The sequence below is a fragment of the Nocardioides sp. GCM10030259 genome, assembly GCF_042666375.1.
In the GTDB taxonomy this organism is placed as follows: Bacteria; Actinomycetota; Actinomycetes; order Propionibacteriales; family Nocardioidaceae; genus Nocardioides.
Genome location: NZ_JBHTDF010000005.1, coordinates 287,648 through 300,237 on the forward strand (window position 1 = coordinate 287,648; position 12,590 = coordinate 300,237).

Below are 12,590 nucleotides of genomic sequence, written 5' to 3' on the forward strand. Positions count from 1 at the left end.
TCACCTCAGCGCCGCGAACCCCCGCTCGACGATCTCCGGCAGCGACCCGCCCTCGTCGAGCCAGACCGCGGTGCCGGCGCGGAACACGGCGAAGCCGACCGCGGCGAGTGTGCGGGCGTCGGCGTCACCGCCGAGCTCGCGGGCGACGACGTGCTCCCACGACTGGAACGTGTCGTAGAGCCGGCCGCGCAGGACCGGTGACGTGGCGGCGGCGCGCTGGCGCAGGTGCACACGCTCACGGTCGGCCTCGAAGCCGCGGGCGAGCTCGACGACGGCGGTGCGGACGACCTCGAGGGACGTGAGGTCGGTCGTGGCCAGGTCGCGGATCCGGCTGCGCAGCTCGGCCTGCCGCTCCTCGCGGCCCATGTCGAGGACCTCGTCCTTGCTGGCGAAGTAGCGGAAGAAGGTGCGGCTGGAGACACCGGCGTCGGCGGCGATCGCGTCGACGGACGTCTCGTCGTACCCCTCTTCGGCGAAGTGCCGCAGCGCCGCCTCCTCCAGCGCCCGGCGGGTGCTGGCCTTGTGGGTCTCGCGGCGACCCGGCTGCGGGATCTCAGTCACCAGCCAGCGCCACCCGCAGCTCCGCGCTGCGGTCGGGCCGCGCGTCCGGGCGCCCGCTGCGCAGCTCGACGCGGGCCAGCGCGCCGGTGAAGGGGTACGGCGGGCAGTAGTCCGGGCTGACCGCGAGCCCGCGGTCGCGGCCCACCAGCAGGCCGGCCCCGGAGGACCCCAGGTTGGGGAAGAAGAGCAGTCCGGGCAGGGCCGTCGCGGCGACGTCGGCGCCGTCGACCGCCAGCACCAGCCGCGCCTCTCGCCCGGGCTCGTAGCGCACCGAGAGCACCCGCTCCCCCGCCGGCACCGGCTCGGGCGCGGCGACCCGGACGGTCCGGTCGAGCAGCGCGACGGTGGCGGTCAGCCGCCCCTGGAGGAGGTACGTCGCCCAGCCGCCGTGCCGGTCACCGACCGCCGTGATGACGCCCTCGGCCCCGCCAGGAGGCACCTCGACGTACGCCGTCAGCTCGAAGCCGCCCATCAGCGCCGGCAGCTGGCTCTCCTGGATCGGTCCGCCCCCGGGCGCGTAGGTGCCGGACGTCGGCGGCGGGAACTCACCGGGGTGCATGTGCGCCATCGAGCCCGGGAACTCGAAGAGCGGCAGCACCTGGTTGCGGCCGGCCTCGGCCCACCACAGCGCCTCCATCCGGCGCACCTTCTCGGGATGCTCGTCGGCGAGGTCGCGGGCCCCGGAGAAGTCCTCGGCGAGGTGGAAGAGCGACCAGCGATCCGTGTCATGGTCGAAGCTGCCGGTGAGGTGCGCGCGCTCGTCGAACTGGTTGGCGACGTGGTCGGTGACGGCCATCCAGCCGTCCTCGTAGATGCCGCGCGAGCCGAACATCTCGAAGTACTGCACCAGGCGGTGCTCGGCCGCCTCCGGCTCCGCGAAGCTCGGCAGCAGCGAGGTGCCGTCGACGGGCTGCTGGGTCACGCCGTCCACGGTCTCGGGCGGCGCGATGCCGGCCGCGTCGAGCACGGTCGCGTAGAGGTCGACGGCGTGGCAGAACTGCGGGCGTACACCGCCGAGGCCGGCCAGCCGGCCACCCCACCGGACCACGAGCGGGGTGCGCACCCCGCCCAGCCAGGCGTACCGCTTCCAGAGCCGCAGCGGGGCGTTGCCCGCCCACGCCCAGCCGAACGGGTAGTGGTTGTAGGCGTCGCGGCCGCCGATGTCGTCGATGCGCGCGATCGACTCCTCGACGTCCTCGGCCATGCCGAGCCAGCCGGCGGCCTCGTTGAGCGTGCCCGTCGTACCACCCTCGGCGCTCGCGCCGTTGTCGGAGCAGACCATCACGAGGGTGTCGTCGGCGATGCCGCGCTCCTCGAGGTGGTCGAAGAGCCGGCCGAGGTGGTGGTCGGTGTGCGTGACGAACCCCGCGAAGACCTCCATGTAGCGCGCGAAGAGCCGGCGCTGGTCGGCAGGCAGGGTGTCCCACTCCGGGATCCACGGCGGCCGCTCGGGCAGCTCGGTGTCGGCGGGGACCAGCCCCTCGGCGACCTGGCGGTCGAACGCCCGTTGCCGCCAGGCCTCCCAGCCGTCGTCGAACTGGCCGCGGTAGGGCTCGACCCACTCCTCCGTCACCTGGTGCGGCGCGTGCGCGGCGCCGGGCGCGAGGTAGAGGAAGAACGGCTTGCGCGACTCGGCCTGCTGCTGGTCCTGGACCATCCGGATCGCCTGGTCGACCAGGTCCTCGGTGAGGTGGTAGCCCTCCTCCGGTGTGTACGGCGGGTCGACGTGGGTGTTGTCGCGGACCAGCTCCGGCGCCCACTGGTTGGTCTCCGCGCCGAGGAAGCCGTAGTAGCGCTCGAACCCCTGCCCCAGCGGCCAGCGGTCGAAGGGGCCGGCCGCGGAGTACTCGTTCTTCGGCGCGAGGTGCCACTTGCCGACCGCGAGCGTGTTGTAGCCGTGGTCCTTGAGGACCCGCGCCAGCGAGGCGGCCGAGCGCGGGATCCGGCCGGTGTAGCCCGGGAAGCCGAGGGCGGCCTCCTGGGTGACGCCCATGCCGACGGCGTGGTGGTTGCGGCCGGTGAGCAGCGCCGCACGGGTCGCGGAGCACACCGAGGTCACGTGGAAGCGGTTGTAGCGCAGGCCCTGGGCGGCCAGGCGGTCGATGTTCGGCGTCGCGATGCCGGAGCCGAAGCACCCGAGCTGCGCGAAGCCGACGTCGTCGAGGACGACCATGAGGACGTTCGGCGCGTCGGGCCGGCCGGGTCGCGGGTACTCCACGAAACGGGGCTCCGAGGTCGCGACACGGGTGGTGATCCGTTGGGTCTGCACGCAGCCATTCTGTCAGTGGACTGACAGTTTCGTCAGTACGTCAGGTACGGCAGGATGCCCCCATGGCCCAGCAGTCGACAGACATCGAGTGGATCACCTCCTCCCGGCCCGACGGCGAGGTCACCTATCCCGCCGCCCCGTGGGCGATGGTCGGCCAGCTGTGGCTCTCGATCTTCCGGCTCCGTGCGCCGGTCGACGAGCTCCGCCCCGCCGGCACGTACGGCGCCGCGTTCGTCTCGTACGAGCCGGGCAGCCCGCTCACCTACTCCGAGCTCCTCGTCGCCCGGCTGGTGCCGACCGAGCAGCACGGCCGCTGCGTCTCGATCACCGACATCTGGGTCGACTCGCCCGCGTCGGTGGCCGGCGGTCGCGAGCTCTGGGCGATCCCGAAGGACCTGTGCGACTTCGAGCTCGACACCCGCCACCGCGGCCCGCTGTCGTCGACCGACTGGGCGGCGTCCGCGGGACGGCGGCCGATCGTGAGCGCCTCGTTCACCGACGTGAGCCGGGCGATGGTGCGGGTCCCCTTCAAGGGCACGACCTGGCAGCCGGGCATCGACGACACCGGCGGCGCGGAGCGCACCGCGACGTTGCAGGGGTCCTCGAAGGCGCTCCCCTGCCGCGGACGCTGGGACTTCGCCGCAGACGGGCCGCTCGCCTGGCTGCGCGGCGCGCGCCAGCTCGCGTCGTTCCGCCAGGCGGACTTCCGGATGTCCTTCGGCTGACCCCGGCCGTGCCGCGCCGCATCGAGCCCGAGGTCGACGTCGTACGCCGGATCGGCGCGATCGCCACCCGGCTCCCCGAGGTCCGGGAGGAGGAGGCCTGGACCGGCGTGCGCTGGCGGATCCGGACGAAGACCTTCGCCCACGTGATGGTCGCGCAGCCCGGCTACGAGTCGGCGTACCGCGACATCACCGGCGACGACAGCATCCGCACGGTCCTGACCTTCCGCGCCGTCGGCGACGAGCTGCTCGCCCTGACGCACGCCGGCCTGCCGTTCTACCAGCCGCCGTGGTCGCCGACGATCGTCGGCATGGTGCTCGACGACGACACCGACTGGACCGAGGTGGCCGAGCTGGTCACCGAGTCCTACCGCAACTGCGCGCCGCAGAAGCTCGTGCGCCTGCTCGACGGCTAGTCGTGATCGGGATCGTGCTCGGCCGACGCCTTGCGGGCCGAGTCGCGGATCTCGAACACCTCGGTCGCGAAGCCGCCGATCGCGGACGCGACGTCGCGGACCGCGCCGGTGATGATCGTGGCGACCTGACCGACCGTCGAGGCGGCGGCCTCGACCGTGTCCTGCACGGCGTCCTTGCGGATCTCGTTGCGACTCAGGTGGTCCTTCATGGGGTCATCCTCACGCCGCAGCGGGCTCCGCGACAACCGGCTCGGTCGCGCGCTGTCGCCGCCGGTCGGGCAGGGCGAGCCGGCAGATCTTCCGGGCGACGCTGCCGAGCTGCTTGCGCAGCGGTCCGGTGTTGTAGGCCAGGCCGTAGCGCTCGCAGATCTCGCGCACCTCGGGCGCGATCTCCGGGTAGCGCCGCGCCGGCAGGTCCGGGAAGAGGTGGTGCTCGATCTGGTGCGAGAGGTTGCCGGTCATCACGTGGAAGAGCCGGCCCCCGGAGATGTTCGCCGAGCCGAGCAGCTGGCGGTAGTACCACTGGCCGCGGGTCTCGTCCTCGCACTCCTCCTGGCTGAACGTCGCGACGCCGGCCGGGAAGTGGCCGCAGAAGATGATGTTGAAGGCCCAGATGTTCCGGATCAGGTTGGCGGTCGCGTTGCCCGCGAGCGTCAGTGGGAAGAACGGTCCGGTCAGCGCCGGGAACAGCACGTAGTCCTTGAGCGCCTGGCGCTTGACCTTGCGCATGATCCCGGCGTGCAACGCCTTGTTCTCCGACAGCTTCCGGCGTCCGGCGACGATGTTCTCGACCTCGAGGTCGTGCATCGCCACGCCCCACTCGAAGAAGATCATCAGCAGGAACGCGTAGACCGGGTTGCCCAGGTAGTAGGGGTGCCACGGCTGGTCCTCGTCCATCCGGAGGATGCCGTAGCCGATGTCCCGGTCCTTGCCGAGGATGTTCGTGTAGGTGTGGTGGATGTAGTTGTGGCTGTACTTCCACTGCTCGCTCGGGCAGACGTTGTCCCACTCGTACATCCGCGAGCTCAGCGCGGGGTCGCCCATCCAGTCGTACTGGCCGTGCATCACGTTGTGGCCGATCTCCATGTTGTCGAGGATCTTGGAGATCGACAGCGAGGCGACCGCGAGCGGCCACGCGGGCGGCAGGTAGAACAGCGCGCGGCCGGCCACCTCGAAGGTGTTCTTCGTCTTCACGACCTGGCGGATGTACGCCGCGTCGTCCTCGCCGAGGTCGTCCATGATGCGGCGCCGGATGGCGTCCATCTCCTCGCCGAACTGCTGGAGCTGCTCGTCGGTCAGGGTGGTGGTGTTCATGATGTCCTCCTCGGAGGCTCAGAGGTCGACGACGCAGTCGCCGACGGGGGCGTTGACACAGATCTGGATGTCCTCGTCGGGCAGCGAGGACTCGGCGCCGGTCAGCACGTTGCGGACGGTGCCCTCGGTCTTGCGGCTGGTGCAGGAGAAGCAGATGCCCATCCGGCACCCGAACTCCGGCGTCAGCCCGGCGGCCTCGGCCTGCTCGAGCAGCGACGCGCCGGAGTTGGCGCTGGCGCGCCCCGAGCGCTCGAAGACGACCTCGCCGCCGGCGGTGCCGGTGGTCCGGGGCGGCTTGAAGTACTCCAGGCGCAGCGCGTCGGACCCGTCATACGCCGCCCGCACCGCCTCGATCATCGGCGCCGGGCCGCAGGCCCAGGTGGACACGTCGCGGTAGCCGGGGACCAGCCGCTCGAGGTACGCCGGGGACAGGTTCGGGTCGCCCAGCTCGGGATGCAGCAGGTGCACGTCGATGCCGTGCCCGGAGCGCCGGATCTCGTCGAGCTCGTCGGCGTAGATCTGGTGCTCCGGGCTCTGCGCGTAGTGCACGAAGGTGATCCGGCCGCGGTGGGTCCGGCGCTGCAGGCTGCGCAGCATCGACATCACCGGGGTGATTCCGGAGCCGCCGCTGATCATCAGCACGTGCTCGGGCACCCGGTCGGGGAGGACGAAGTCGCCCTCGGCCTGCGAGAGGTGCACGATCGTGCCGGGCCGTGCGCGCTCGACGAGGTAACGGCTCACGACACCCTCGGGGTTCGCCCGCAGCGTGATGGTGATCCGGTCCCCGGGGCGCGACTCGGGGCTGGAGACCGAGAAGACCCGCGTCGTACGACGCGCGCCGTCGATCTCGACGCCGAGCTGCACGTGCTGGCCGGCGCGGTGGCCGCGCCAGGTCGAGGTCGGCTGCAGGGTGATCGTCGCGACCGGGGGGTGCCCGGGCACGTCGACCTCACGCTGCACCGAGACCACATGGGCCCGGACGTCGTGGGCTGCCCACATCGGGTTGATCTGCTCGAGGTAGCGGTCGACGCCGTGCGGCGAGGTGAGTGCCGCAACCGTGCGCGACCGGAGGACGCGGCCACCGATCTGGGTGAGGCTCATGCTCACTCCTTCGGTCGAGTTTCGGTGAACGTATGTACACCCAAAGTGTGCCCACATACCGCAGGTACGGTCAAGGACACCCGACGTGACCCGGAGCACGCCCGTGCACCGACGGCTAGCCTGACCCCATGGCCACCCGCGTCGAGCAGAAGGAGCGCACCCGCCGCGCGATCCTCGACGCCGCCCTCGACCTCTCCGCCGAGAGCACCCTCGCGGCCGTCTCGCTGCGCCAGGTGGCCAAGCAGGTCGGCATCGTGCCGACCGCGTTCTACCGGCACTTCGACTCGATCGACGCTCTCGGTCTCGCCCTCGTCGACGAGTCCTTCGCGTCACTGCGCACGATGATGCGCGAGATCCGCAGCGGCGACCCCGCGCTCGCCGAGATCGCCGACCGGTCGGTCAGGCTGCTCGTCCAGCACGTCCATGCCCATCGGGCGCACTTCCTCTTCATCGCCCGCGAGCGCGCCGCCGGTCCGCCCGAGGTGCGCGCCGCGATCCTCCACGAGATCGAGCTCTTCGAGCGGGAGCTCGCCACCGACCTCGCCCGTCTCTCCGGCACCGGCGCCTGGTCGACCGAGGACCTCCGGGTCCTCGCCAACCTCATCGTCGCCGCGATGGTCGCCACCGCCGAGGCCATCCTCGGAGCCGACGGCCGCCCGGCCGCCGAGCAGCAGGTGGTCGAGCGCGCCCGCACCCAGCTGCGCATGGTCCTCGTCGGCGCCCTGAACTGGCGCTCGACGCTCTGATCAGGCGGGCCGGACGGTCACGTCGGTGATCGTCGCGTCGCGGGGCAGGTCGAGCACCCGGACGATCGCGTCGGCCACGGTCTCGGGGCGGATCCACGCGGCGGCGTCGTACTCCTTGCCCTCCTGGGCGTGCACCTTCTCCTGCATCGGGGTGGCCGTGCGCCCGGGGTACACCGTCGAGACCCGCACGCCGTGACCCGCCTCCTCCGCGCGGAGCGAGTCGGCGAGCGCACGCAGGCCGTGCTTGGAGGCGGCGTACGCCGACCACTGCGGATGGGCGACGAGGCCGGCGCTGGAGTTCACGAAGACGACCGTCCCGCGAGCCGCGCGCAGCGCGGGCAGCGCGACCCGGGTCAGGGCGGCGGGCGCGACGAGGTTGACCCGGAGCTGGGAGGCCCAGTCGTCGACCGACAGCGACGAGACGCCACCGAGCTCGACGACCCCGGCGGCGTGCACGACCGAGTCGAGCGACGACGGCAGCGGCAGCGACTCCACCGACTCCGGCCACGCGAGGTCGGCGACCAGCACCTCGGCCCCGGCGTACGCCGACCGCAGCTCCTCGGCCCGCTCGTCGGACCGGGCGACGAGGACGACGGTGTCGCCGCGGTCGAGCAGGGTGCGGGCGACGACGGCCCCGATGCCGGAGCCGGCGCCGGTGACCAGGTGCGTGCTCACCGCGTGAAGACGATCTTGCCGAACTGCTCGCCCTCGAGCATCGCGGCGAAGCCGCCCCGCGCGTCGGTCATCGGGAGCGTGCGGTCGATGAGTGGGCGCGCGCCGGTGGCGTCGAGCATCGACACCAGCCCGGCGAGCTCGTCGCGGGTGCCCATCGTCGAGCCGATGACACTGAGCTGGAGGAAGAAGATCCGGGTGAGCTCGGCGTCGTCGAGGTTCGGGCCCGAGGTCGTGCCCGAGGTGATGATCCGACCGCCCGGCCGCAGCGAGCGGATCGAGTGCGACCACGTCGCGCGGCCGACGGTCTCGATGACGGCATCGACCTTCACCGGCAGCCGCTCACCGGACTCGAACGCGTCGTGCGCACCGAGGTCCAGCGCGCGCTTCCGCTTGGCCTCGTCGCGGCTGGTGACCAGCACCCGCAGCCCGGCGGCCCGGCCGAGCACGATCGCGGCGGTGGCCACGCCGCCGCCGGCGCCCTGGACCAGCACGGTCTCACCGGCGCGCAGCTCGCCGCGCGTGAAGAGCATCCGGTACGCCGTGAGCCAGGCGGTCGGCAGGCAGGCGGCCTCCTCGAAGGAGAGCGACGCCGGCTTCGGCACGACGTTGCGGCGCGGCACGGCGACCTTGTCGGCGAACGTGCCCTGGTGGCGCTCCGAGAGCAGCGACCGCTTCGGGTCGAACGTCTCGTCGCCGGTCCAGGACGGGTCGCTGATCACCGCGTGCACGACGACCTCGTTGCCGTCCTCGTCGTACCCGGCCGCGTCGCAGCCGAGGATCATCGGCAGCGACTCCTCGCGCAGCCCGACGCCGCGCAGCGAGAACAGGTCGTGGTGGTTGAGGGACGCCGCCTTGACCGTGACGGTCGTCCAGCCGTCCGGCACCTCCGGGTCGGGACGCTCCCCCACCTGGAGGGCGGAGAGCGGGTCGTCCTTCGAGAACCGGTCGGCGTAGACGGCGAACATGTCCCCGAACCTACCGAGGCCTACCTGCGGGCGACACCGTCCCGGCGTGCGGCATCGGCCACAGCGGACGCGACCGCCGGCCCGACCCGCGGGTCGAACACCGACGGGATCACCACGTCCTCGGTGAGGTCGTCGCCGACCAGGTCCGCCAGCGCCTGCGCGGCCGCCAGCTTCATCCCCTCGGTGATCGCCGTGGCGTACACGTCGAACGCGCCCCTGAAGATGCCGGGGAACGCGAGCACGTTGTTGATCTGGTTCGGGTAGTCCGAGCGGCCGGTCGCGACCACGCGGGCGTGCCGGTGCGCGACCTCCGGGTGCACCTCGGGGTTCGGGTTGGCCATCGCGAAGATGATCGCGTCGGGAGCCATCCGGGCGATGTCCTCCTCCGGCACGGTGCCGCCGGAGACGCCCATGAAGACGTCGGCGCCCGCCAGGACGTCAGCGAGCGTCCCGGTGCGGCCGGTCTTGTCGGCCGTCATCTCGGCGAGCGCACGCTTGACCGGCGTCAGGTCGCTCCGGCCGGAGTGCACCACGCCCTTGCGGTCGGTGACCACGAGGTCCTTGATGCCGGCCTCGAGCAGGATCTTGGTGATCGCGACGCCGGCCGCACCCGCGCCCGAGATCACGACCCGGGTGGACTCCGGCGCGCGGTCGGTGAGGCGCAGCGCGTTCTGCAGGGCGGCCAGCGCGACGACGGCCGTGCCGTGCTGGTCGTCGTGGAAGACCGGGATGTCGAGCCGCTCCTTCAGGCGCTCCTCGATCTCGAAGCACCGCGGCGCGGAGATGTCCTCGAGGTTGATGCCGCCGAAGCTCGGCGCCAGCCGCGCCACGGTCTCGACGATCTCGTCGACGTCGGTCGTGGCCAGGCAGATCGGGACGGCGTCGACGTTGCCGAACTGCTTGAAGAGCACGGCCTTGCCCTCCATCACCGGCATCGCGGCGGACGGCCCGATGTCGCCGAGGCCGAGCACGGCGGTGCCGTCGGTGACGACGGCGACCGTGTTCGGGACCCACGTGTAGTGCTGCGACATCGTCGGGTCCTCCGCGATCGCCTCGCAGACGCGAGCGACGCCGGGCGTGTAGGCCAGCGACAGCTCGTCGGGGCCGTCCACGGACGCGGTCGACCGGACCTCGATCTTCCCGCCTGCGTGCAGGTCGAAGACGGGGTCGCCGGCGCGCGGGTGCGCCTTGTGCTGCGGGGTCGACGACGTGCTGTGCGAGACGGTCATGGAAAAGACCTGGCTTTCGGGACGAGGGCGTACAGACAACGGGGGTCCGGTTCGACGCGCGGGGTGTGCGCGGATGAGTCCCGGACCGCGGGGGATCTCCCTCGCCGTCAGTCTCGCACAGGTCCGCGACGACTGACCCGACGTGGCCACGGCCAGACCCGGGCGAGGGTGACCGCCATCACGTCCTCGTCGGCCACGACGCCGCGGTGCCGCGAGTCGACGCCCGCGCCCGGGTTGTCGCTGACCAGCCACCAGCCCGGGACGTCCGCCCGCGTCGTACGCCGCCCGGCCGCGCGCTTCACGGCCACGGTCCCGTCCACGAAACGGGCGACCACCACGTCACCCGCCCGGGGCGCGCGCCGGTAGGACACCAGCAGCCGATCACCCGCTCGCAGCGTCGGCACCATCGACTCGCCCCGCACGACGGCGAACCCCCACCGCGGGGTGTCTTCCGGTCTGGGACGGGTACCTCCTTCGCGCTGTGGCACCGGAGTAGTGTCGCAGCCAGCGCTGCCGTGGAATCACCGGCGGCATCAAGGACAACCGAAGACGAGAGGACCCGCATGTTCGCGCGACTGTTCGCACCCACCCTCGAGGTTTCCGCCCACTGCGACCTTCCCTGCGGTGTCTACGACCCCGCCCAGGCGCGCATCGAGGCCGAGTCGATCAAGGCCATCATCGCCAAGGTCGCCGACAACAACGACCCCGACTTCCGCACCCGGGCGATCGTCATCAAGGAGCAGCGCTCCGAGCTGGTCAAGCACCACCTCTGGGTGCTGTGGACCGACTACTTCAAGCCCCCGCACTTCGAGAAGTACCCCCAGCTCCACACCCTCGTGAACGAGGCGACCAAGCTGGCCGGCGCCGCCGGCACGAAGGGCGAGCTCGACGCGGGCAAGGCCGATGAGCTGCTGGCGAAGATCGACCAGATCGCTGAGATCTTCTGGGAGACCAAGAAGGCCTGAGCGAAGCGAAGGGCTTCGCCGTCTCAAGCACGCCTGAGCTTGCGAAGGCGTGACCGTCTACCGCAACCACAGACGGCGTCGAAGGAAAGCCTGAGCGAAGCGAAGGGCTTCGCCGTCTCAAGCACGCCTGAGCTTGCGAAGGCGTGACCGTCTACCGCAACCACAGACGGCGTCGAAGGAAAGCCTGAGCCTGCGAAGGCTTTCCGCTCTGTCGAAGTCTTGATCTGCAGTCGAGGCCGATCTGGCCTCGGCACTCCAGACCGCTGGTTAACGGGACCGGTCCCGCGGGTACGACAACCCGCAGGGGCCGGTCCCGGCTACATTTCGCAGGACCGGTTCCGTTGCACCGGCCTCACGAACCAGCCCCAAGGACGACACATGGCATCGATCGGCGCGACCACCGGCTCGACCGCGACGGAAGGAGTGCGCCGGGCCGACGTCGAGCTCCGCCTGCCGGCCGACCGGGCGTACGCCTCAGTGCTGCGCACCACCACCGCCGGCCTGGCCGCCCGCCTCGACTTCCCGATCGACGACATCGAGGACCTGCGCATCGCCGTCGGCGAGGCGAGCGCGATGGCGCTCGAGGAGGCGACGCCGGGCACCGACCTGACCTGCCGCTTCTACCAGTCCCCGGGCGAGCTCACCGTCGGGGTGTCGGTGAGCGTCGACGGCGCGATCGAGCCGGACACCGACAGCTTCGCGTGGCAGGTGCTCACGACCCTGGCCACCGATGCGAGGGCGGACTCCACCGACGACACCCTCACGATTACCCTCACGATGGTGTCCTCCCATCAGGAGCCCGGTCTCTGACATGACGATCTCGCTCGACGACGACGGGACGACCGACGGCCCCACGGGCGTCGAGCTGACCCGCCTGCGCAGTGCGGAGCTCTTCGCGGTCTTCGGCGGCGAGGACAGCTCCGACGCCAGCCGCGACTCGGCTCGCGAGTCGCTCGTGCACCTGCACCTCCCCCTGGTCGAGCACTGCGCGCGCCGCTTCCGCAACCGCGGTGAGCCGCTCGAGGACCTCGTCCAGGTGGGCACGATCGGGCTGATCAAGTCCATCGACCGATTCGACTCCGACCGGGGCGTCGAGTTCTCGACGTACGCGACGCCCACGATCATCGGCGAGATCAAGCGCTACTTCCGCGACAAGGGCTGGGCGATCCGGGTGCCGCGGCGGCTCCAGGAGCTGCGCATGCAGATCGGTACGGCGAGCGCGGAGCTCACCCAGTCGCTGGGCCGCTCGCCGACCCCCCGCGAGCTGGCGGAGGCGATCGGCTGCACGGTCGAGGAGATCGTCGAGGGCATCGAGTCGAGCAACGCCTACTCCACGCTCTCCCTCGACGCCAGCGACGACGGCGACGACGGCGCCGCGACCATGCTCGACGCGATCGGCGTCGACGACGAGGGGCTCGAGCACGTCGAGATCCGCGAGTCGATCAAGCCGCTGCTCGACCGGCTCGCGCCGCGCGAGAAGAAGATCCTGCTGCTGCGGTTCTTCAAGAACATGACGCAGTCGCAGATCGCCGAGGAGATCGGTGTCTCGCAGATGCACGTCTCCCGGCTGCTCAACCGTACGCTCGAGCAGCTGCGCACCTCGCTCGAGCAGGACTCCTAGCTCCGG

At 71.4% G+C, this 12,590-nt stretch carries 15 protein-coding genes; 6 read left to right on the plus strand and 9 right to left on the minus strand.

Annotated elements, in window-relative coordinates; all coding sequences use genetic code 11:
* Together ACFQQI_RS05860 and ACFQQI_RS05865 are read right to left on the minus strand one after the other, a co-directional pair.
* Complete coding sequence (locus tag ACFQQI_RS05860; protein ID WP_378559300.1) at positions 1–561, minus strand: TetR family transcriptional regulator; 561 nt, start codon at positions 559–561, stop codon at positions 1–3.
* Entirely contained in the window at positions 554–2,830 is a 2,277-nt protein-coding gene (locus tag ACFQQI_RS05865) for a sulfatase-like hydrolase/transferase (protein WP_378559303.1), read from the minus strand. The genes ACFQQI_RS05860 and ACFQQI_RS05865 overlap by 8 nt, the downstream gene beginning before the upstream one ends.
* Before the next feature lie 62 nt (positions 2,831–2,892).
* Here ACFQQI_RS05865 and ACFQQI_RS05870 point away from each other — a divergent pair, with 62 nt between their 5' ends.
* Both ACFQQI_RS05870 and ACFQQI_RS05875 read left to right on the plus strand, forming a co-directional pair.
* On the plus strand, positions 2,893–3,555 hold the full coding sequence (locus ACFQQI_RS05870; protein ID WP_378559306.1) for an acetoacetate decarboxylase family protein: 663 nt from the start codon (positions 2,893–2,895) through the stop codon (positions 3,553–3,555).
* Between the two features lie 8 nt (positions 3,556–3,563).
* Positions 3,564–3,968, plus strand: a complete 405-nt coding sequence (locus ACFQQI_RS05875; protein WP_378559309.1) for an MmcQ/YjbR family DNA-binding protein — start codon at positions 3,564–3,566, stop codon at positions 3,966–3,968.
* Here the strand turns inward: ACFQQI_RS05875 and ACFQQI_RS05880 are convergent.
* From ACFQQI_RS05880 to ACFQQI_RS05890, 3 genes are read right to left on the minus strand one after another with little or no spacing between them, the layout of a single operon-like run.
* The gene (locus ACFQQI_RS05880) at positions 3,965–4,177 is read right to left on the minus strand and encodes a hypothetical protein (RefSeq protein WP_378559312.1); all 213 of its coding nucleotides are present in this window, start codon (positions 4,175–4,177) and stop codon (positions 3,965–3,967) included. The genes ACFQQI_RS05875 and ACFQQI_RS05880 overlap by 4 nt on opposite strands.
* 10 nt (positions 4,178–4,187) lie before the next feature.
* Entirely contained in the window at positions 4,188–5,282 is a 1,095-nt protein-coding gene (locus tag ACFQQI_RS05885; protein WP_378559315.1) for a fatty acid desaturase family protein, read from the minus strand.
* Positions 5,283–5,300: 18 nt separating this feature from the next.
* On the minus strand, positions 5,301–6,383 hold the full coding sequence (locus tag ACFQQI_RS05890; protein WP_378559318.1) for a ferredoxin reductase: 1,083 nt from the start codon (positions 6,381–6,383) through the stop codon (positions 5,301–5,303).
* Between the two features lie 128 nt (positions 6,384–6,511).
* On the opposite strand from ACFQQI_RS05890, the gene ACFQQI_RS05895 reads away from it, so the two are divergent.
* Entirely contained in the window at positions 6,512–7,129 is a 618-nt protein-coding gene (locus ACFQQI_RS05895) for a TetR family transcriptional regulator (RefSeq protein WP_378559321.1), read from the plus strand.
* On the opposite strand, the gene ACFQQI_RS05900 is transcribed toward ACFQQI_RS05895, so the two are convergent.
* The 4 genes from ACFQQI_RS05900 to ACFQQI_RS05915 form a co-directional block, all read right to left on the minus strand.
* A complete protein-coding gene (locus tag ACFQQI_RS05900; RefSeq protein ID WP_378559324.1) occupies positions 7,130–7,804 on the minus strand; it encodes an SDR family oxidoreductase in 675 nt (224 codons plus the stop codon).
* Complete coding sequence (locus ACFQQI_RS05905) at positions 7,801–8,769, minus strand: zinc-binding dehydrogenase (protein ID WP_378559327.1); 969 nt, start codon at positions 8,767–8,769, stop codon at positions 7,801–7,803. Before ACFQQI_RS05905 ends, ACFQQI_RS05900 begins: the two co-directional genes overlap by 4 nt.
* 20 nt (positions 8,770–8,789) lie before the next feature.
* Positions 8,790–9,998, minus strand: a complete 1,209-nt coding sequence (locus ACFQQI_RS05910) for an NADP-dependent malic enzyme (protein WP_378559330.1) — start codon at positions 9,996–9,998, stop codon at positions 8,790–8,792.
* 107 nt (positions 9,999–10,105) lie between these two features.
* On the minus strand, positions 10,106–10,420 hold the full coding sequence (locus ACFQQI_RS05915) for a S24 family peptidase (RefSeq protein WP_378559333.1): 315 nt from the start codon (positions 10,418–10,420) through the stop codon (positions 10,106–10,108).
* Positions 10,421–10,561: 141 nt separating this feature from the next.
* On the opposite strand from ACFQQI_RS05915, the gene sodN reads away from it, so the two are divergent.
* The 3 genes from sodN (at position 10,562) to ACFQQI_RS05930 (ending at position 12,584) form a co-directional block, all read left to right on the plus strand.
* Positions 10,562–10,963 carry a superoxide dismutase, Ni gene (gene sodN, locus ACFQQI_RS05920; protein ID WP_378559336.1) on the plus strand — a complete coding sequence of 134 codons (402 nt, stop codon included), beginning with the start codon at positions 10,562–10,564 and terminating at the stop codon, positions 10,961–10,963.
* Positions 10,964–11,341: 378 nt separating this feature from the next.
* Positions 11,342–11,773: an anti-sigma factor gene (locus ACFQQI_RS05925; RefSeq protein WP_378559339.1), complete on the plus strand. Its 432-nt coding sequence runs from the start codon at positions 11,342–11,344 to the stop codon at positions 11,771–11,773.
* 1 nt (position 11,774) lies between these two features.
* Positions 11,775–12,584: an RNA polymerase sigma factor SigF gene (locus tag ACFQQI_RS05930; RefSeq protein ID WP_378559342.1), complete on the plus strand. Its 810-nt coding sequence runs from the start codon at positions 11,775–11,777 to the stop codon at positions 12,582–12,584.
* Positions 12,585–12,590 lie beyond the last annotated feature (6 nt).

Bases quoted from the DNA above. Each gene is read 5' to 3' on its own strand.
- ACFQQI_RS05870 (WP_378559306.1), top strand. From the start codon at position 2,893: ATGGCCCAGCAGTCGACAGACATCGAGTGGATCACCTCCTCCCGGCCC.
- ACFQQI_RS05880 (WP_378559312.1), bottom strand. From the start codon at position 4,177: ATGAAGGACCACCTGAGTCGCAACGAGATCCGCAAGGACGCCGTGCAG.
- ACFQQI_RS05885 (WP_378559315.1), bottom strand. From the start codon at position 5,282: ATGAACACCACCACCCTGACCGACGAGCAGCTCCAGCAGTTCGGCGAG.
- ACFQQI_RS05890 (WP_378559318.1), bottom strand. From the start codon at position 6,383: ATGAGCCTCACCCAGATCGGTGGCCGCGTCCTCCGGTCGCGCACGGTT.
- ACFQQI_RS05895 (WP_378559321.1), top strand. From the start codon at position 6,512: ATGGCCACCCGCGTCGAGCAGAAGGAGCGCACCCGCCGCGCGATCCTC.
- ACFQQI_RS05905 (WP_378559327.1), bottom strand. From the start codon at position 8,769: ATGTTCGCCGTCTACGCCGACCGGTTCTCGAAGGACGACCCGCTCTCC.
- ACFQQI_RS05910 (WP_378559330.1), bottom strand. From the start codon at position 9,998: ATGACCGTCTCGCACAGCACGTCGTCGACCCCGCAGCACAAGGCGCAC.
- sodN (WP_378559336.1), top strand. From the start codon at position 10,562: ATGTTCGCGCGACTGTTCGCACCCACCCTCGAGGTTTCCGCCCACTGC.
- ACFQQI_RS05925 (WP_378559339.1), top strand. From the start codon at position 11,342: ATGGCATCGATCGGCGCGACCACCGGCTCGACCGCGACGGAAGGAGTG.
- ACFQQI_RS05930 (WP_378559342.1), top strand. From the start codon at position 11,775: ATGACGATCTCGCTCGACGACGACGGGACGACCGACGGCCCCACGGGC.